The sequence below is a fragment of the Nocardia sp. NPDC001965 genome (genome assembly GCF_053594175.1).
Genome location: NZ_JBSFDZ010000012.1, coordinates 56627 through 76001 on the forward strand (window position 1 = coordinate 56627; position 19375 = coordinate 76001).

Here is a 19375-nt window from a genome sequence, read left to right on the forward strand (position 1 = left end):
GGTTCGTGCTCCGAATGTGGGATGCGCCCGGGACGTGCCCAGGGCAACCTGTGCATTGTGCCAGATCAGGGGTCGCTTTCGGAAACCGGCCCCGATCGGCTCGCCGCCTCCTCGCCCGGATCGGGCCGATCGTGCGGCCAGAGGTGCAAATCCTCCAACAGGGGGTGGGGCCGCACCGGCGGGGGTGGGGCCGGTTTCACCTTACGCGCCAGTTCCGCCTCGGCCGCCGACCGCGCGTGGCCGACATCGGGGCTTCCGGCGATCAGGTCCTGGACGAAGATCTTGGCCCGGATCACCGGGCGGCGGTACCGGCGTTCCCGCACGATGGCGCGATACATGAGGCGCCGGCGGCTGCCGTAGCGCCAGCGCGCCCAGGGCGCACCCGGACGGCTGAGCCGCAGCGCGCCGACCACCAGCAGCGGCAGGAAGAACATGCCGAACAATCCGGTCCAGATCTTGCCCTTGGCGATGACCACAGCAGCCAGCCCCAGATTCACCACCGCGAACCCGGCGACCAGCACCCGCGTGCCGATACCGGGCTGGTGCCGCACCCCGTTGATCTCCAGCAGCCACAGCGGATGGAATCCCAGCAGCAGCAGGCCGGTGACCGCGAGGGCGACGAATACGGCATCGACCGAAGTCCGGCCCTGTTCCTCCCAGTACACGTCGCGCAGGTAGTACAGCAGCGCGAACTCGTCGAGCACGAGCGCGGCGCCGACTCCGAAGGTGGCGGCCAGCACAGACGCCGCGCCAGTGCTGTTGCCCTCACCTCCGGCGATCATTCCGATACCGGACAGCAGTACCAGCACCACACCGAACACCATGTGGTGAATGTGTACGCCGCCGGATTTCAGGTTGCCGGGCCACCAGCGCACCCGGGCCCGGATCAGCCGGACACTGAGCCGGATCACCAGGAATCCGACGATGAAGCCGAACAGGAAACACAGCAGCGGGAGCCGGCCCGCGGCGATCACGTCCTCGGACAGCCACTGCCGCATACCGGCCCCCGAATCAGCTCGTGGTCACTTCTTCCCGAAACCCGCCCGCCGCAACGCGTCGGCCATGGCACCGTTCACCGGAGCATTATCGCGCCGCCCGTCCCGGCTCTGCCCGCGATTGCGACCCTGGCCGCCGCCACCACGATTGCCACCGTTGCCCTGGGCCTGACCGCCGCCCTGCCCACCGCGGTTCTTGTCGTTGCGACCCTGTGCCCGGCCGCCCCGGTCGCCGCCGCGGGCACCACCGTCGCGACCACCCTGGCCACGGCCCCGATCGCCGGGGCCCTGAGCTCGTTCCGGTTTACCCGTGCCCGGTTCGTCGTCGAGCCGCAGCGACAGTCCGATCCGCTGGCGCGCGATATCGACCTCGAGCACCTTCACTTTGACCACATCGCCGGATTTGACCACTTCACGGGGGTCACGCACGAAATTGCGTGACATCGCGGAGACGTGCACCAGACCGTCCTGGTGGACACCGACATCGACGAAGGCACCGAACGCGGCGACATTGGTGACGACACCTTCCAGCACCATCCCGGGTTCCAGATCGGCGACCTTCTCGATGCCCGCCGCGAATTCCGCGGTCTTGAACTCCGGACGCGGGTCGCGGCCGGGCTTCTCCAGCTCGCTGATGATGTCGGTGACGGTGGGCACACCGAATTTCTCATCGGTGAAATCGGCCGGACGCAGGGTACGCAGGACCGTCCCGTTGCCGATCACCTCGGCTATCCCGCTACCGGTGGAATCCAGGATGCGGCGGACTACCGGATAGGCCTCCGGGTGCACCGCCGAGGTGTCGAGCGGATCGTCGCCGCCGTGGATCCGCAGGAAGCCCGCGCATTGTTCGAACGCCTTGGGACCCAATCGCGGCACATCCAGCAGCGCGGTCCGGCTCCGGAACGGGCCGTGCTGATCCCGATGCGCGACGATACTCTCCGCCACCGATCCGGTGACACCGGAGACCCGCGACAGCAACGGTACGGAGGCGGTGTTCACATCGACACCCACCGCGTTCACCGCGTCCTCCACCACCGCGCCCAGCGAACGGGCCAGCAGCGTTTCCGAGACATCGTGCTGGTACTGCCCGACCCCGATCGATTTCGGCTCGATCTTGACGAGTTCGGCGAGCGGATCCTGCAACCGGCGCGCGATCGAGACCGCGCCACGCAGTGAGACATCCATATCGGGCAGCTCCTGTGAGGCGTACGCCGATGCCGAGTACACCGAGGCTCCCGCCTCGGAGACCACGACCTTGGTCGGTTTGCGCTCCGGGATCCGCTCGATGAGTTGTGCGGCGAGCGCGTCGGTTTCCCGGGAGGCCGTCCCGTTCCCGATCGCGATGAGCTCGACCCCGAACCGCGCCACCAGGGCGCCGAGTACCGCCAGCGATTTCTCGGTCTGGTTCTGGGGTTTGTGCGGGTACACGACCTCGGTCGCGACCACCTTTCCGGTGCCGTCCACCACCGCGACCTTGACGCCGGTGCGGTAGCCCGGATCCAGCCCCATGGTGGCCCGGGTTCCGGCGGGAGCGGCCAGCAGCAGATCGCGCAGATTGGTGGCGAATACGTCGACCGCGTCGCGTTCGGCGGCCTGCCGCAGACGCATCCGGGTATCGATGCCCAGGCTCACCTGGAGTTTGGTCCGCCAGGCCCAGCGCACCGTATCGAGCAACCAGCCGTCGGCGGCGCGACCGGCCTCGGCGATCGAGAAACGCTGCGCGATCCGGGCTTCGTAGAGACTGCGTTCGCCGGGAGCGAGTTCGGAATCGGCGGGTTCCGGGTCGAGCTGCAGGCTGAGCACCTCTTCTTTCTCACCCCGCAGCAGAGCCAGAATGCGATGGGAGGGCAGGCTCACGAACTCTTCGCCGAATTCGAAATAGTCGGCGAACTTCGCTCCGGCCTCTTCTTTACCGGGGCGCACGGTTGCCGCGACGCGTCCCCGGGTCCACATGAGTTCACGGAGTTCACCCACCAGGTCGGCGTCTTCGGCGAAACGCTCGACCAGGATGGCGCGCGCACCGTCGAGCTGTTCGGCGGAGTATCCGGCCGGATCGGTATCCGGATCACCCAGCAGCGCATCCGCGACCGGTTCGTGCCCGGCTTCGCGCGCGATCTGAGCCTTGGTGCGGCGCTTGGGCTTATAGGGCAGATAGATGTCCTCGAGCCGGGCCTTGGTCTCGGCCAGCAGCAGTTGCCGGTGCAGCGCCTCGTCGAGTTTGCCCTGCCCACGGATGGATTCGATGATGGTGGCGCGACGTTCGTCGAGTTCGCGCAGATAGTGCAGGCGTTCTTCGAGTGTGCGCAGTTGCGCATCGTCCAGCCCGCCGGTGACCTCTTTGCGGTAACGCGCGATGAACGGCACCGTCGAACCGGCGTCCAATAGTTCTACGGCAGCCCGGACCTGGTTCTCCCGCACAGCGAGCTCGTCGGCGATGCGCCGGCTGACGGAACCGGACACCACCGGGCCGGTACCGGGGTCTTGCGGCGCGTCGGTGGGGATGGTCTCGGGATCCGAGGTCTCTGGCACTGTCGTCACCTCCCGCACACTACAGTCGCCCGGCGACAGCCGGACCGCACCGGCCCGGCCCCACTTCGGCCGGGCCCGAGTACGCGCCGCGCCTATCCGGCGTCGCGCCCCTGCTCTCGCAGCAGGAACCGTTGCACCTTGCCGCTGGGGGTCTTGGGGAGCGCGGCGACGAAATGCACCCGGCGGGGATAGGCGTGCGCAGCGAACTTCTCCTTCACCAGCGTCTGCAGTTCCGCTTCCAGCCGGTCGTTCCCGGCCACCGCACCACGCAGCACCACGAATGCCTCCAGCACTTCGCCGCGCAACTCGTCCGGCATGCCGACGACCGCCGCTTCTGCGACATCGTCGTGCAGAACCAGCACACTCTCGACATCGAACGGACCGATCCGATACCCGGCCATGATGATCACATCGTCGTCACGAGCGGAGAAATGGAAATACCCGTCGGCGTCACGTGATCCGGCGTCTCCGGTGAGATACCAGCGGCCGTCGGCGGTATAGCGCTGCGCGGTCTGTTCGGGCGCATCCAGATAGCCGAGAAACCAGAGCAGGGCGCTGCGCTCGGCATCGACGGCGATGCGGCCCAGTTCTCCGGCCGATGCTTCGATATCCGCGGTCTCGGACAGGACGGCGCACTCCCATCCGGGTAGCGACCGGCCCATGGAACCCACGGGCGCGGCGATATCGAGGTCGTCGTGCCAGGCATTGCAGATGACCATGCCGTGCTCGGTCTGCCCGTAGTGATCCCGTACCGCGACCCCGAGATACTCGGCCGACCAGGCCACCACCTCAGGGGTCAGCGGCTCCCCGGCCGAGGATGCCCGGCGCAGCTGTACCGGATTGCCCGGTTCGGCCGCGCGCAGCGCCCGGTAGACGGTGGGTGCGGCCGCGAAATTCGTGACACCGAACTTCTCCAGGACCTGCCAGGTCAGCGCCGGAGAGAACCCGGCGTGCAGCAGCAGACTGCGGGTACCGGAGGCCAGCGGACCCAGGATCGCGTAGTAGAGACCGTATGCCCAGCCCGGATCGGCGGCATTCCAGAAGACATCGCCGGGCCGGACATCCAGCGCGAACTCCTGATAGGCGTGGAACGAGGCCAGGGCGCGGACCGGGATCGGCACCCCCTTCGGCGTACCGGTGGTTCCGCTGGTGAACAGTTGCACCAGCAGACCGTCACCGCCCACGGCGGCGGGTGGTTCGGCGCCGTCGACCGCCAGCTCGTCCATCCGCAGCGTATCCGGGATATGGGTGTCGCCGGTGACGATCGTGCGCCAGGGCGGGTCCGCGGGCATATCCCCGCCGGGAGCCAGCTTGCCGGCCTGGTCCGCATCGGCGATCACGATCGACGCCCCGGACGCGTGCAGCCGGAAGGCGATGGCGGGCGCGGCGAACGCCGTGAACAACGGGACGTGCACGGCGCCGCGCCGCCAGATGCCGAGCAGAACGACCACCAGGTCCACCGATTTCGCCATCAGCGTCGCGACCTGGTCGCCGGGGCCCACTCCGAGCCCGGCCAGGGCGGCGGCGAAGCCTTCGGACCGCGCGCGCAGTTCGCCGAAGGTGAGATCGACCGCCGACAGGTCGCTGTCGATCACGGTGAACGCCACGGCATCGGCCGGATGCCGATCGCACAGCAGTTCCGCGGCACAGGCGTCGAGCCGGTCGTAGGAGTCCAGCAGTTCGCGTACCCGGGTGTTCGGGTCGGTGCCCATCTCGCATCTCCTCGGTCGTCCGGCCGGTGTTGCCATAGGATGTAGGTCACACCAGGTCCGGCACTACCCCCGAAAAGGGGTGATATTCCATGCCCACTCCCCCGTCGCTGCTGCGGCCCCGCGACGGTGACGCGTTGCGCGCCGAGATCCGTCGACTGGCGGGCGTCGCCGGGGTACCGGTGCTGTTCGGCGGCGAAGTCGACGCCGACACCCTGCGGCTGACCGAGTTCTCCGGGGTCCGCACCAACGGCCTGCGCGGGCTGTCGGTCACGCGGGCATCCGGGCTGGGTGGGCAGGTCGTCGACTCCCGCCGGCCCGCTTCGGTCTCCGATTACGGCAACGCGCTCTCGATCACCCATCATTACGACGGGCCGGTGCTCGGCGAGGGGATCCGATCGGTCGTCGCGGTTCCGGTGGTGGTCTCCGGTTCGTCGCGTGCCGTGCTGTACGCGGCGACCCGCGGCGCCGGACCCATCGGCGATCGCACCGCCGACGCGCTGGTGCAGGCCGGGCGCAGACTGGCGGCCGAGATAGGTGTCCGCGACGAGGTGGACCGGCGACTACGGCTGCTGGAGATGGCCGCACCCGCCCCCGCCACCGACGGCATCATGGCCGAGGAGTTGCGTGCGGTCGCGGCGGAACTTCGCGCGATCGCGGACAGGGCCGGCGACAAGCGGATGCGGGAAAGTTTGCGTGAGGTGGGTGCACGGCTCGACCACGCGCTGAACAGCGAACCCGCGACGGACGCGCCCCGGCTCGCGCGCCGCGAGATCGACGTCCTGCTACAGGTCGCGCTCGGTTGCTCCAATCAGGAAGCAGCGAATCGGCTTTCGATCGGCCCCGAAACGGTGAAAAGCTATCTGCGCAGTGTCATGCGCAAACTCGACGCGCGTTCCCGGCAAGAAGCCGTGGCAACCGCACGCCGCCTCGGCCTGATCCCCTGACTCCGGCGATCCGCACAGTCGGTGGCCCGGTGGGCCCGGGCGGTCAGTCCGTCTCGGGCAGCAGATCCGGCCGCCGGTCCCGGGTGCGGGTCAGGGACTGTTCGCGCCGCCAGGCCGCGATCCGGGCGTGGTCACCGGACAGCAGGATCGGGGGGACCTCGAGTCCCCGCCAGTGCACCGGGCGGGTGTAGCTGGGGCCTTCGAGCAACCCGTCGGAGAACGAATCCTGTTCGTGCGACTGCTGGTTGCCGAGCACCCCGGGAATCAGCCGGACGACGGCCTCGGTCATCACGAGCACGGCGGCCTCGCCACCGATCAGAACATAATCGCCGATGCTGACCTCTTCGACGCGGACCCGCCGCGCCGCATCGTCGAACACTCGCTGATCGATACCCTCGTAGCGACCACACGCGAACACCAGATGTTCTTCCCCGGCCCACCGCCGTGCGGTCTCCTGGGTGAACGGCACACCGGCGGGTGTGGGCACCACGAGCAGCGCGTCGTCGGGGCACACCTCGTCGAGCGCATCGCCCCAGATCACAGGTTTCATCACCATGCCGGGTCCGCCGCCGTAGGGCGAATCGTCGACGGATTTGTGCACATCGTGGGTCCAGCGCCGCAGATCGTGGACGGCCACCGAGACGACGCCCTTGTCGATGGCCTTGCCCAATAGCGCGGTGCGCAGCGGGTCCAGATATTCCGGGAAGATGGTGACCACGTCGATCCTCATGACGCCGGCCACCTCATTCCGGATCCAGCAGACCTTCGGGCGGGTCGATCACGATCAGCCGGTCGGCGATCGAAACCGCGGGCACGATGGCGGTGACGAAGGGGACGAGGATCTCCCGGCCGTCCGCGGCGGCCCGGATCGAAAGCAGTTCACCGGCGGCCGAATGCAGCACTTCGGTGACGGTACCGACCTCGGTCCCGTCGGTGAGCTGCACCCGCAGACCCTCGAGTTCGTGATCGTAGAACTCGTCGGGATCGTCCGACGGCCCGAGGTCCTCGCTGTCCACCAGGAACAGCGTGCCCCGCAGCGCGTCGGCTGCGCTCCGGTCGTTCACCCCGGCCAGTTGGAGCAGGAGCCGGCCCGAATGTTCCCGGGCCGACTCCACGGTGAAATTGCGGACCGCCGAGGACGACGCGCCCCGCCCGGGGCGCCCGCGCAGGGCGGCGCCCGGTGCGAAACGCGCCTCCGGTTCGTCGGTGCGCACTTCGACGACCAGTTCGCCCCGCACACCGTGCGAGCGGGCGACCCGGCCCACGACGAGTTCCATCTACTGGTCGGTGTCGACCACGTCGACCCGGATCCCCCGGCCGCCGATTCCGGCGACGAGGGTCCGCAGGGCGGTCGCGGTGCGGCCACCCCGGCCGATGACCTTGCCCAGATCGTCGGGGTGGACGTGCACCTCGACGGTGCGCCCGCGCCGGCCGGTGATCAGCTCGACCCGGACGTCATCGGGATTGGCGACGATACCGCGAACCAGATGTTCCACGGCATCGGCGACGAGGACGCTCATTACTCGGCGGCCTCGGCGGACTCGGTCGCCTCGGCGGCGCCCTCTTCCTTGTCCTTCTTGGCCTTCTTCTTCGGGGTGACGGCCTCGGCGGTTGGCTCGTTGTCCGCGGCGGCCAGCGCGGCGTTGAACAGGTCGAGCTTGGACGGCTTGGGCTCGGCGACCTTCAGGGTGCCCTCCGCGCCCGGCAGGCCCTTGAACTTCTGCCAGTCGCCGGTGATCTCCAGAAGCCGCTGCACCGGTTCGGTCGGCTGTGCGCCGACACCCAGCCAGTACTGCGCCCGCTCCGAGTCGATCTCGATCAGCGAGGGCTCTTCCTTGGGGTGGTACTTGCCGATGGACTCGATGGCCCGGCCGTCACGGCGGGTCCGGGCGTCCGCGACGACGACGCGGTACTGCGGGTTGCGGATCTTGCCCATACGGGTGAGTTTGATGCGAACAGCCATCTGCTGATCTGCCTTTCATAGTGGTCACGGCGCAATTCAGCGACTCACGCGGTATCGCGAGCCCGGTTTTGCGAATGAAGTGTGTGACCGCCGCGCGGTACGTGACCGGAGACGGGCTGACACTGTCCAGAAGGACGGTGGTTCATTCTGCCAGACGCCGCGACCGGGCCGTTAATCGACTCGGTCCGCCACCCTCAGGACACCACCAGGGCGGTCGTCCCGCCCGCGGGAAATCGCAGGTTGGCAACTGGACGATCGTCTGAGTAGCGTCCGATCGGCCGTATCCGGGGAGGATGCGGCCGAGCCGAACGGGAGTACCGACCACGTGTCATTCTTGAACAGAATTCTGGCCGCGGCCGCGGCGGGAATGATCGGCCTGGTACCGATCGCAGTGCCGGCCCTGGCCCAGCAGTCCCCGGGACAACAGTCACCCGAATACGCGCCGACCATGCTCGTCCTCGACGCCTCCGGATCGATGGCGGCACCGGACCCCGGTGGCGGCACCAAGATGGACGCCGCCAAGAACGCGGTGCGATCCTTCGTGACCGCGGCCCCGGCGGCGGCGAAGGTGGGTCTCACCGTGTACGGCACGGCCACGGGTTCCTCGGATGCGGAGAAGGACGCGGGCTGTCGCGACGTCCAGGTGCTGCATGCCGCGGACACCATCGACAAACCCGCGCTCATCGGTGCTGCCGACCGGATCGCGCCGAGTGGTTACACCCCGATCGGTACCTCGCTGCGCGCGGCGGCCGCCGCGCTCCCCCAGGAGGGCCCACGTTCGATCGTGCTGGTGTCCGACGGGCTGGACACCTGCGCCCCGCCCGACCCGTGCGAGGTCGCGCGTGAACTGTCCGTCCAGGGCGCCGAGATCGTCGTACACGCCATCGGCTTCGGCGTCGACGATCCGTCGCGGGCTCAGCTGACCTGTATCGCCCAGGCCACCGGCGGCACCTACACCGACGCCGTCGACGGGAAAACTCTCGAACAGGTACTGCCGCGCGTCAGCGCCACCGCGTTGCGCACCTACGCGGCCACCGGCACCCCGATCGCGGGTGCCGGGGAGTACCGGGCCGCCCCGGTGGCCGCCGCGGGTCAATACCTGGACGTACTCGGGCAGCGCGCACCCCGCTATTACGCGGTCGATGTGCCCGAGGATGCGACCGCGTACTTCAGTGCCACCGTCTCCTTTCCGCGTGGCGGCGATGCCGTCTTCGCGAACAACCGTCTCGACCTCCGGGTCTACGGGACCGACGGCGAGGACTGCCACGTCTACGAGAACGAGCTGGCCACCCGTTCCACCGACGGTGTGACGCTGACGGTCAGCAGTACGTGGACGGGTGCGGCCGAACCCGATACCGGCAGCCCCAGCACCGACCGGTGCCGGGGCGGTGGGCGCTACTATTTCTCGCTGGAGTGGGCCCATGTCGCCGAGAACGCACCGGCGCAGCTACCGGTCGAACTGCTGGTCGGCGTGGAACCCCCCGTCGCCGACCCCGGTCCCGCACCCGATCCCGAACCGGTGGAGTTCACCGCCCCGGACGGGGTCATTGTCCCGGTGATCGGCGGCGGTTCGTTCAATGTCGCGGCCACACTGCCAGGTTCCGGCCGGTACAGCGATACGCTGCAGCGCGGCGAATTCGTCTTCTACCGGGTGAAACTCGACTGGGGGCAGGGGCTGGCCTACCGGGTGCGCTTCGGCGCCACCCCCGAGCGCGGCAGCGAGTACGTCTCCAATATCAACACCACGCTGTACAACCCGTACCGCGAGGAACTCGATTCCGATTTCGCCGCATACACCGGTACCGAGAACATCCTGCCGTCCAACGACCCGGCGCTGGCCACCACACCGATCCGTTTCCTGAACCGGGACGCCGCCGACCACGCGGTGCACGGCCAGGCGGTGGCGGGCTGGTACTACATCGCGGTGAAGCTGAGTCCCGCGCACGGGGAGAAGGTCCGGGTCGCGCCGGTACCGGTCGAGCTCGAAGTGGATATCACCGGCGAGCCGGAGCCCGGGCCGCGCTACGCGGGCGATACCGCGAGCAACCAGACCTTCGGCGAAGATACCCACCCCCGTGTCGCCGGCGAGGCGAACGATCGGCCCGACGGCACTGCCGAGGGGATCTCGACGGTCGCCGGGATCGTGGTGGGGATGATCGCCGTCGTTCTCCTGCTCGGCGTGGTCACGGTCGTGTTCGTGCGGCGCCGACGTAAGCGCTGACCGGGCGGGTACCCGACGAATCCGGGCGCCGACCTCCCCATCACGCCGGGGAGGTCGGCGCCCGGTTGCTTTCGGGCGGCGTGATGGACGACCGACCGGCGCGGGACCACCCGGCACCGCCCGGGTGGGCGCCGACCAGCGTCGGACCGGCAACACCGGCCGACCGCCCGGGCAGCTCCGCGCGATCCGGGCCCGCCGGCCGATACCCGCGCCCGCGCCGGGAAAACCGGCCGGGTTACTTCTCCGGGAACTTGAACTTGGAGATATCGAAGCCTTCGAGCCCCGGCGGCAACTGATCGAGACCGGGCGGCATATTCGACAGATCGGGCATCCCGCCGCCGCCCGGCATTCCACCGGGCAGGCCCGGCATCCCGGGGAAGCCACCGCGCATCTTCGGCTGGGTGGGTCCGCGACCGCCCTTCTTGCCCTTCTTGCCCTTCTGTTTCTTGTTCCGGCGATTGGCGCCGGGCATCCCCATCTGCCGGCCCATCATCGTCATCATCTTGCGGGCCTCGAAGAACCGGTCGACCAGCTGGTTGACATCGGAGACCTGGACGCCCGAACCGTTGGCGATACGCAATCGGCGGGACGCGTTGATGATCTTCGGATTGTCCCGCTCGGCGGGGGTCATACCGCGGATGATCGCCTGCACCCGGTCCAGTTGCTTATCGTCGACCTGGGCGAGCGCGTCCTTCATCTGACCGGCGCCCGGCAGCATCCCGAGCAGATTCCCGATCGGACCCATCTTGCGGATGGCCAGCATCTGGTCGAGGAAATCCTCGAGGGTCAGCTCACCGCTGCCGATCTTGCGCGCCGCTTCCTCGGCCTGCTGCGCGTCGTAGACCTGTTCGGCCTGTTCGATGAGGGTGAGCACATCGCCCATACCGAGGATGCGGCTGGCCATCCGGTCGGGATGGAAGACATCGAAATCCTCGAGCTTCTCGCCCGTGGACGCGAACATGATCGGGGCGCCGGTGACATTGCGCACGCTCAGCGCCGCACCACCGCGGGCGTCACCGTCGAGCTTGGTGAGCACCACACCGGTGAAGCCGACACCGTCGCGGAACGCCTCGGCGGTGGAGACCGCGTCCTGGCCGATCATGGCATCGAGCACGAACAGGGTCTCGTCGGGTTTCACCGCGTCGCGGATACCGGCCGCCTGCGCCATGAGTTCGGCATCGATACCGAGCCGACCGGCGGTGTCGACGATCACGACGTCGTACTGTTTGGCCCGCGCCTCGGCGACACCGGATTCGGCCACCGCGACCGGATCGGCCGCGGTGATACCGAGCGCGTTCTCGCCACCACCGATCGACGTGCCGGGATGTGGTGCGAACACCGGTACCCCGGCGCGTTCACCGACCACCTGCAGCTGGGTCACCGCACCGGGGCGCTGCAGATCGCAGGCCACCAGCAGCGGCTGATGTCCCTGATCGCGCAGCCATTTGGCGAGCTTTCCGGCGAGTGTGGTCTTACCGGCGCCCTGCAGACCGGCGAGCATGATCACCGTCGGCGGGGTTTTCGCCAGCGTCAGCCGCCGGGTCTCCCCACCGAGGATCCCGACGAGTTCCTCGTTGACGATCTTGACGACCTGCTGGGCGGGGTTCAGCGCGGCGGAGACCTCCGCGCCCTTGGCCCGTTCCTTGATCCGGGCGATGAAACCGCGCACCACGGGCAGCGCGACATCGGCCTCCAGCAGCGCCAGGCGGATCTCCCGGCAGGTGGCGTCGATATCGGCCGGCGACAGACGTCCCTTACCGCGAAGGTCCTTCAGGGCACCGGTCAACCGGTCGGATAGGGATTCGAACACCTGGTGCGCTCCTGATCTCGAGTGACGTCGCTGAGTCCCAGGGTAACGGGCGTCCCAGAGTAGCGGGCTGCCCGTCGGGGACTCGGGCCGCACCGAACAGATCGCCCACGTCTTCGGCGATCGACGTCACACTTCTCGCCCGGAACTCCCGGCCCGTCCCCAGCCGCACCACGAAATACCCCGTCTACCCGCGCGGCACCCGGCCGGGCGAACGACGACCCACCACCACAGACCGCGCGACCGACCTTGCCGGGCCGCCCGGGTTATCCGTCAGCGGAGCTCCGCCGAGACCGTGCACCGGCCCGGCAGGGCCCGCAACACGACCGGACCGCTGAGCAGTACAGTTGCGGACCCGCCCCGGCATCCGGTGCACACGAACGCTTCCCGCCCACCGGAACGCCATCGACCACAGTCGAGGCCCACCCCGGTTCTGGAGCGACAGAGCGAAAGAGCGAAAGAGCGCAGCAACTGAACGCCGGAGTGAAGAACCGGGCCACGAGGGCCCCGACAGCCCCGCCGGAGACAGAGCCAACAACACAGCGGGGCCCGCCCCGGTTCTGGAGCGACAGAGCGAAGGAGCGCAGCGACTGAGCGGCGGAGTGAAGAACCGGGGTTAATAGGGCCCCGCCCGCGGCGCCGCAGGCCCCGCAGTAGACACAGCCTTCAGTACGACTCCGCACCCGCGACGCCGGAGGCGGCGCCGTCGGCCCCGGAGAACCCGTGGCGGTAGTCGTGCTGTTCCACGGCTACCAGATAGGCCGCCTCGCGGCCCGTCAGGCCGAGTTCGCGGGAAAGTGTGTCCAGCCGCGACCAATCGTCGTCGGGCGGTAGCCCGTTGGTCGCCACGGCGGCGGCCACGTTCATCGCGGCCATTGCCTGGGGTTCGGTGAGTGTGCGCCCCGGCAACCAGGACACCACCCAGTAGGCGTCACCTACACATCGGGCGATGTGCGGTGTCATATCGCTGGTCATGATCGACGAGGTCACCACTTGGATTGCCACCGACCTGCTCCCCTCATGAGCGCGACAGCTGACCACCCGAATGTTAGGGGCCCGATCCCGCGCTACCGCCGACCTGTTGGCAAACGGTGAGCAATCGACGCGCAACGGTGACCTTCGTCTCGAACGCTAGTTCTGCTCCGCCTCCGGGGGTTTGCGCGGAGCCGGTCGCGGAACCACCGCCAGGATCGCCGATTCGATATCCGTGCGCCGGTCGGGGCCCGATTCCGTGCCCAGGTCGACACAGAACACGTCCACCACGAACGACCCCATCGTCACGACCTTCGCCCACCGCACGTCGGCGCCCGCGGTCGCCAGCACCGCGGCCAGCCGGCAGAGCAGGCCGATCCGGTCCTCGGCTCGCAACTGCAGGATCAGCTGTCCGGGAACCGCGGTCTCCGACCACAGCAAGCGCGGCTCGGCCTGGGCATATCGCGCGGCGCCGAGCGTATCCCGCTCCCGTGCGTCCAGGGCCGCCCGGACATCCAGCTCCCCGGCGGCGGCCCGTTTGATTTCCTGCCGCAGCAGGCCCGCGTCCGGTGGACCGCCGAATGTCGGTGTGACCACGAAGGTGTTGACCGCCGATTCCCCCACCCCGCCGACCGACGCCGACAGCACTCGCAGCGAATGCAACGCCAGTACTCCCGCGGTGTTCGACAGCAGTCCCGGGCTGTCCGGGGCGATCACGGTGACGTTATGGGTGTATTTGCCCTCCCCCGGCACCAATTCGACGTGTACACCGCCGAGGGCGGCCCGGACCAGCAGTGCGTCGGGAATGGGTTCGGGTTCGGGCAGTTCCTCGCCTGCCATCACGGTGCGGCAGCGCCGGACCAGTTCGCCGATCAGCGTGGACTTCCAGTCCCCCCATACGCCGGGGCCGGTGGCCAGCGAATCCGCCTCGGCCAGCGCGTGCAACAGTTCGAGCCGCCGCGGATCGTTGTCCAGCGCGGCGACGACGTACTGCACCGTATCGGGGTCGTCGATGTCCCGGTGCGTCGCGACATCCGGCAACAACAGATGGTGGCGCACCATGGCGCTGAGCACTTCGACATCCGACGGCCACAGACCCAGGCGGCGGCCGATATGGGTCGCCAGATCGGCGCCCACCGCGCAGTGGTCCTCGACCCGGCCCTTGCCGATATCGTGCAGCAGCGCACCGAGTGCCAGTAGATCCGGCCGGGCCACCCGGGTACTCAGCGCACCGGCGTAGGCGACCGTCTCCACGGAGTGGCGGTCCACTGTCCACACGTGCACGGCATCGCGCGGTGGCAGATCGCGGACCGCACCCCATTCCGGAAGCAGCCTGCCCCACAAACCGGTCCGGTCCAATGCCTCGATCGCGTCGATCACCCCGCGACCGGCGCCGAGCAGCACCAGCAGATCGTTCAGCGCGTCCTTGGGCCACGGTTCGCGGAGTTCCGGTGCGTCCTCGGACAACCGGTTCAGGGTCGTCGCCGACATGGGCAACCCGGTCTGGGCGGAGGCTGCGGCGACCCGCAGCACCAGCCCGGGGTCGCGCTGGGGCCGGGCGTCCCTGGCCAGCACCACTTCTCCGGCGTGCTCGACCACGCCCTCGTCCAGCGGCCGCCGCACCGGCATCCGGCGCAGCCGGGCCAGGCCGCGGCGCGGCAGCGCGTTACCCGCGGTGCGCAGACCCACATCCACCGAATACCCGACGGTGCGAGCCGCGTCGCTGAGAGTGCGGGCCAGATCGAAACGGTCGCCGATCCGCAGCGCGGCCCCGATTTCGTCGGCGTCCTGAGCACGCAACTGGTCGCGAGCCCGGCCCGCCACCCGGTGCAGTTCGGTGCGCACATCGAGCAGCCGCCGATGGGCCTGGTCCAGACCGCCGCCGGGCGCGTCCGGGCCGAGCCCGGGCATGGCGTCGGTGAGTTGAGCGATGGCGAGCGCGTCCAGTAGCTGGATATCGCGTAGTCCCCCACGACCGTTCTTCAGATCCGGTTCACTGCGATGAGCGACCTGACCGCTGCGTTCCCACCGGGCCCGGACACCGGTGACCAGTTCGTCGAAACGGCCCCGGATCCCGCTGCGCCAATCCTTCCGGATTCCGGCGACGACCCGGTCGCTGAGATCGGAATTGCCGACAATGTGGCGGGCGTCGAGCATGCCGAGTGCGGCCACCAGATCGTCGGCGGCCACTTTCAGCGCATGGGGAACCGTCCGCACACTGTGGTCGAGTTTGATGTGGGCATCCCACAGCGGATACCAGAGCCGATCGGCTATCTCGGCGACCCGCTGCGGGTCCATGTCCTCGTGCAGCAGTACCAGATCCAGATCGGAGTACGGCAGCATCTCACGACGGCCGAGCCCGCCGACAGCCATGATCGCCAAACCGCTGTCCGGAGTGATCCCGACTTCGGCGCCCTTGCTGGTGAGCCACAGCTCGTACAGATCCACCAGTGCCGCGCGCAGTGATTCGGCGTCCAGCCGGGGATGCCGGGGCGCACCTCCGCCCAGCAGTTGGTCTCGCGCCCGGACCAGATCCGCGGCGCCGTGCGACAGGGCGGCCGGTGTACCGGGCCGCTTACCGCCGGCCCGCCCGGGCTCTCGTTCCTGCCGGTTGTCTCCCAACGAAACCACCACCCGTTCACGCAGGCGACCCCGCCCCGACCGGTAACCGGTGGGAGCGGGGCCGCGTCATCGTTGTGCACCCGCTGTCGCGCTCGCCGCGCGCCGGGGTCTATAGCGCGTCGGTGCCGCGTTCCCCGGTCCGGACCCGGACGATCGTCTCGACCGGGGTCACCCAGACCTTGCCGTCACCGATCTTGCCGGTGCGCGACGCCTCGACGATCAGATCCACGACCCGGTCCACGGTGGCGTCGTCGACCACGACCTCGACCCGCACCTTCGGCACGAAATCGACCGAGTACTCCGCACCGCGGTAGACCTCGGTGTGGCCTTTCTGCCGTCCGTAGCCCTGGACCTCGCTCACGGTCATACCGAATACGCCCGCCTGCTCCAGGCCGGTTTTGACGTCTTCGAGCGTGAACGGTTTGACGATTGCGGTGATCAGTTTCATGGGGTTCATGCCTCCTTGCCGGCCGAACGAGCGGTTCCACCCAGTGCAGCGAAATCGTATGCCGTCTCCGCGTGCTCGGAATCGTCCATCCCGTTGGATTCCGCTTCGGCGTCGGCGCGCAGGCCGATCGTGAACTTGATCGCGTATGCGATCACCAGCGCGATCACGAAGGAGTACACGAGAACAGCGACTGCGCCGAGGGTCTGGCGGCCCAGCAGTTCGAGATCTCCGCCGTAGAACAGGCCTTCGGCACCGGCGGGCGCCTCGGGCGCGGCGAACAAGCCGATCAGCACCGTGCCGAGGATACCGCCGACCATGTGGATTCCCACGACGTCGAGCGAATCGTCGTAACCGAGTTTGAACTTCAGGCTCACCGCCAGGGCGCAGACCGCGCCCGCGATGGCGCCTATGGCCAGGGCACCCAGCACGTTCACCGAGGAACAGGAGGGGGTGATGGCGACCAGACCGGCGACGATACCGGAGGCGGCACCCAGTGAGGTGGGTTTGCCGTCGCGGACCTTCTCGACCACCAGCCAGGCGATCATCGCCGCGGCGGTGGCGACCAGTGTGGTGATGAAGGTGGCACCGGCGACGCCGTCGGCCGCGGCGGCCGAACCGGCGTTGAAGCCGAACCAGCCGAACCACAGCAGGGCGGCACCCAGCATGACGAACGGCAGGTTATGTGGGCGGAAGGGGGTTTTCGGCCAGCCCGCGCGCTTACCCACCACAATGGCCAGCGCGAGCGCGGCGGCACCGGAGTTGATGTGGACGGCGGTACCACCGGCGAAGTCGATGGCCTCGACCTTCTCCATGATCCAGCCACCGCCCCACACCCAGTGCGCGACCGGGAAGTACACGACGGTCGCCCAGATGGCGCTGAACACCAGCCAGGCGGTGAACTTCAGGCGGTCGGCCACCGCGCCGGAGATCAGCGCGACGGTGATGATCGCGAACATCGCCTGGAACGCGACGAAAACGGTCGCCGGCAGGGTCCCGATGAGAGGTACGCCCGGCGAATCGTCGCCGAATCCGGCGATCAGGGTCCTCAGGCCGAAGAACTGCCCGGGATCCCCGACCAGTCCGCCTTTGTCGGTGCCGAAGGCGACCGAGAAGCCGTACAGGACCCAGAGCACGGTGACGACAGCCATCGCGCTGATGCTCATCATGATCATGTTGAGGACGTTCTTCCCGCGGACCATGCCGCCGTAGAAGAACGCCAGCCCGGGTGTCATCAACAGGACGAGCGCCGCGCTCGTCAATATCCAAGCGGTGTCGCCGGCGTTGGGCGCGCCGATCACGGTTTCCACCAGTTTCCTCCCTCATCCTCTGGCCCGCCGCTCGCGCGACATCGGGCCCGCTACTGAAGGGTCCTCATTCGGTGTTTCATCCGTGACGCCCAGGTGTTTCACCTAGGTGAATGGATCGCGCGGCAATGTTTCGAGCGTGTTGCCGAGGCTGAGCAGAGGTTTCCGGGTGATCTGTGCGACACGCCGGAGCTGCGCGGATCTAGCCGAGGAGCGCGTCCACGAAGGCCGACGGTTCGAACGGGGCCAGATCGTCGGCACCCTCGCCCAGACCCACCAGTTTCACCGGCACGCCCAGCTCGTGCTGGATCTGGAAGACGATTCCGCCCTTGGCGGTGCCGTCGAGTTTCGTGAGCACCACACCGCTGATATCGACGACCTCGGCGAAGATACGGGCCTGGGCGAGACCGTTCTGGCCCACGGTCGCGTCGAGGACGAGCAGCACCTCGTCCACCGAGGCCTTCTTCTCGACCACTCGTTTGACCTTGCCGAGCTCGTCCATGAGCCCGGTCTTGGTGTGCAGCCGGCCCGCGGTATCGATCAGCACCACATCGACTCCGGCGTCGATACCGCTGGAAACGGCGTCGAACGCGACGGCGGCCGGATCGGCGCCCTCACGCCCGCGCACGGTCTCCGCGCCGACCCGTTCGCCCCAGGTCTGCAACTGGTCGGCCGCGGCGGCCCGGAAGGTGTCCGCGGCGCCGAGCAGCACGCGGCGGCCGTCGGCCACCAGTACCCGCGCGAGCTTTCCGGTGGTGGTCGTCTTGCCGGTGCCGTTCACTCCGACCACCAGCAGGATCGACGGATGGTCGGCGTGCGGCAGTGCGCGCACCGAGCGGTTCAGCTCCGGGCGCAGCGATTCGATCAGCACCTCACGCAGGATCGCTCGCGCGTCCTCGGCGCTGCGGACACTGCGCGCGGCCATCTCCTCACGCAGCCGTTCCACGATGACGGTGGTGACCGCGGTACCGATATCGGCCAGGACGAGGGTGTCCTCGACCTCTTCCCAGGAATCCTCGTCCAGGTCGCCGCCGCCGAGCAGGCCCAGCAGGCTCTTGCCGACCGCGTTCTGGGATCGGGACAACCGGCCGCGCAACCGGGTCAGCCGGCCCGAGGTCGGTGCGATCTCCTCGACCTCGGGGACCAGATGGGCTCCGGCGGCGGTATCGGGGGCGACCACCGGAGCTTCGGCGTCCGCCTCGGCAGGTGCGCTCGCCTCGAAGGCCGGGGAAGCGGCATCGGTCTCGGTGTCTGCCGCCGCTGCGGTGGGATCGGTCGCCGCAGCCTCGGCCGGGGTGGTCGTCTCGGGTGCCGGGGTCTGCGCCGCATCGGGCGAGGCGGTGCCGGCCGTCGCGGACTCCGCGGCGGCGGTGTCGGTGTCGACGGTATCGGCTTCGGGCAGCGGTACGTCGGTGATTCCGCGACGCGGCGCGTCGCGGGGGACCGCGGCATCGTCACCGATATGCGGCTGCCCCTCCACATCGGTCCGCTCAGTGGGACTCGGAGCCGGTGATTCGACAGGGCTCGGTCCCGGCGGCGCGGGGGCGGCCGTCGCACCCTGGCCGCCCTGGCTGAAGGTGAATCCACCCGCCGCCCGATACCCACCCGAGCGGTCGGTCAGCTCGTCTTTCTCCGCCGGTGCCGTCAGCGACACCCGGCCGCGCTTGTACCGGACGAAACCGGCCACGAGCGCCACCAGCAGAACGGCGGCGATCACTGCGATCAGAATCCAGGCTTGCGCACTCACGCCGCCCATCCTTGCAGAGCGTGCGTGGACCGCAGGTCACCCGGCCCGGGGCCGCGCGGCGAACGGTCCCGGCCGTCCCGGTCCTCCGGTACACCCCCAGCACAGCCCCCG

15 protein-coding genes are annotated in these 19375 nt (G+C 68.8%); 2 read left to right on the forward strand and 13 right to left on the reverse strand.

Going from position 1 to position 19375, the window contains the following annotated elements; translation table 11 throughout:
* Window positions 1–65: 65 nt before the first annotated feature.
* The 3 genes from ACWCPQ_RS18735 to ACWCPQ_RS18745 form a co-directional block, all read right to left on the reverse strand.
* Window positions 66–998 carry a hypothetical protein gene (locus tag ACWCPQ_RS18735; protein ID WP_449900361.1) on the reverse strand — a complete coding sequence of 311 codons (933 nt, stop codon included), beginning with the start codon at window positions 996–998 and terminating at the stop codon, window positions 66–68.
* A gap of 24 nt (window positions 999–1022) precedes the next feature.
* On the reverse strand, window positions 1023–3533 hold the full coding sequence (locus ACWCPQ_RS18740; RefSeq protein ID WP_449900363.1) for a Tex family protein: 2511 nt from the start codon (window positions 3531–3533) through the stop codon (window positions 1023–1025).
* 83 nt (window positions 3534–3616) lie between these two features.
* Window positions 3617–5236, reverse strand: a complete 1620-nt coding sequence (locus ACWCPQ_RS18745; RefSeq protein WP_449900365.1) for an AMP-binding protein — start codon at window positions 5234–5236, stop codon at window positions 3617–3619.
* A gap of 89 nt (window positions 5237–5325) precedes the next feature.
* On the opposite strand from ACWCPQ_RS18745, the gene ACWCPQ_RS18750 reads away from it, so the two are divergent.
* On the forward strand, window positions 5326–6180 hold the full coding sequence (locus ACWCPQ_RS18750; protein ID WP_449900368.1) for a response regulator transcription factor: 855 nt from the start codon (window positions 5326–5328) through the stop codon (window positions 6178–6180).
* 43 nt (window positions 6181–6223) lie between these two features.
* Here ACWCPQ_RS18750 and trmD read toward each other — a convergent pair whose 3' ends face one another.
* Genes trmD through rpsP form a run of 4 tightly spaced genes read right to left on the reverse strand, consistent with a single transcriptional unit; the run spans window position 6224 to window position 8143 of the window.
* Window positions 6224–6910, reverse strand: a complete 687-nt coding sequence (trmD, locus tag ACWCPQ_RS18755) for a tRNA (guanosine(37)-N1)-methyltransferase TrmD (protein ID WP_449900370.1) — start codon at window positions 6908–6910, stop codon at window positions 6224–6226.
* A 13-nt stretch (window positions 6911–6923) separates the two neighbouring features.
* A complete protein-coding gene (gene rimM, locus ACWCPQ_RS18760; protein WP_449900372.1) occupies window positions 6924–7457 on the reverse strand; it encodes a ribosome maturation factor RimM in 534 nt (177 codons plus the stop codon).
* On the reverse strand, window positions 7458–7700 hold the full coding sequence (locus ACWCPQ_RS18765; protein WP_327150410.1) for an RNA-binding protein: 243 nt from the start codon (window positions 7698–7700) through the stop codon (window positions 7458–7460).
* Complete coding sequence (rpsP, locus tag ACWCPQ_RS18770) at window positions 7700–8143, reverse strand: 30S ribosomal protein S16 (RefSeq protein ID WP_449900376.1); 444 nt, start codon at window positions 8141–8143, stop codon at window positions 7700–7702. The genes ACWCPQ_RS18765 and rpsP overlap by 1 nt, the downstream gene beginning before the upstream one ends.
* Window positions 8144–8468: 325 nt before the next feature.
* Between rpsP and ACWCPQ_RS18775 the strand changes: the two genes are divergently transcribed.
* Window positions 8469–10364: a vWA domain-containing protein gene (locus ACWCPQ_RS18775; protein WP_449900378.1), complete on the forward strand. Its 1896-nt coding sequence runs from the start codon at window positions 8469–8471 to the stop codon at window positions 10362–10364.
* Window positions 10365–10599: 235 nt separating this feature from the next.
* Here ACWCPQ_RS18775 and ffh read toward each other — a convergent pair whose 3' ends face one another.
* The 6 genes from ffh to ftsY all read right to left on the reverse strand — a co-directional run bounded on the left by ffh (window position 10600) and on the right by ftsY (window position 19273).
* On the reverse strand, window positions 10600–12174 hold the full coding sequence (ffh, locus tag ACWCPQ_RS18780) for a signal recognition particle protein (protein WP_449900379.1): 1575 nt from the start codon (window positions 12172–12174) through the stop codon (window positions 10600–10602).
* 663 nt (window positions 12175–12837) lie between these two features.
* Entirely contained in the window at window positions 12838–13176 is a 339-nt protein-coding gene (locus ACWCPQ_RS18785; protein ID WP_449900382.1) for a hypothetical protein, read from the reverse strand.
* Between the two features lie 126 nt (window positions 13177–13302).
* Complete coding sequence (locus ACWCPQ_RS18790; protein ID WP_449900383.1) at window positions 13303–15765, reverse strand: [protein-PII] uridylyltransferase; 2463 nt, start codon at window positions 15763–15765, stop codon at window positions 13303–13305.
* A gap of 109 nt (window positions 15766–15874) precedes the next feature.
* The gene (locus tag ACWCPQ_RS18795; protein WP_030521796.1) at window positions 15875–16213 is read right to left on the reverse strand and encodes a P-II family nitrogen regulator; all 339 of its coding nucleotides are present in this window, start codon (window positions 16211–16213) and stop codon (window positions 15875–15877) included.
* A 5-nt stretch (window positions 16214–16218) separates the two neighbouring features.
* Complete coding sequence (locus tag ACWCPQ_RS18800; RefSeq protein ID WP_449900599.1) at window positions 16219–17508, reverse strand: ammonium transporter; 1290 nt, start codon at window positions 17506–17508, stop codon at window positions 16219–16221.
* Window positions 17509–17719: 211 nt separating this feature from the next.
* A complete protein-coding gene (gene ftsY / locus ACWCPQ_RS18805) occupies window positions 17720–19273 on the reverse strand; it encodes a signal recognition particle-docking protein FtsY (RefSeq protein WP_449900384.1) in 1554 nt (517 codons plus the stop codon).
* Window positions 19274–19375 lie beyond the last annotated feature (102 nt).

What these genes read in the sequence shown, in the direction of transcription:
- ACWCPQ_RS18735 (WP_449900361.1), bottom strand. Translation starts at nt 998, where the DNA reads ATGCGGCAGTGGCTGTCCGAGGACGTGATCGCCGCGGGCCGGCTCCCG.
- ACWCPQ_RS18745 (WP_449900365.1), bottom strand. Translation starts at nt 5,236, where the DNA reads ATGGGCACCGACCCGAACACCCGGGTACGCGAACTGCTGGACTCCTAC.
- ACWCPQ_RS18750 (WP_449900368.1), top strand. Translation starts at nt 5,326, where the DNA reads ATGCCCACTCCCCCGTCGCTGCTGCGGCCCCGCGACGGTGACGCGTTG.
- trmD (WP_449900370.1), bottom strand. Translation starts at nt 6,910, where the DNA reads ATGAGGATCGACGTGGTCACCATCTTCCCGGAATATCTGGACCCGCTG.
- rimM (WP_449900372.1), bottom strand. Translation starts at nt 7,457, where the DNA reads ATGGAACTCGTCGTGGGCCGGGTCGCCCGCTCGCACGGTGTGCGGGGC.
- ACWCPQ_RS18765 (WP_327150410.1), bottom strand. Translation starts at nt 7,700, where the DNA reads ATGAGCGTCCTCGTCGCCGATGCCGTGGAACATCTGGTTCGCGGTATC.
- rpsP (WP_449900376.1), bottom strand. Translation starts at nt 8,143, where the DNA reads ATGGCTGTTCGCATCAAACTCACCCGTATGGGCAAGATCCGCAACCCG.
- ACWCPQ_RS18795 (WP_030521796.1), bottom strand. Translation starts at nt 16,213, where the DNA reads ATGAAACTGATCACCGCAATCGTCAAACCGTTCACGCTCGAAGACGTC.
- ftsY (WP_449900384.1), bottom strand. Translation starts at nt 19,273, where the DNA reads ATGGGCGGCGTGAGTGCGCAAGCCTGGATTCTGATCGCAGTGATCGCC.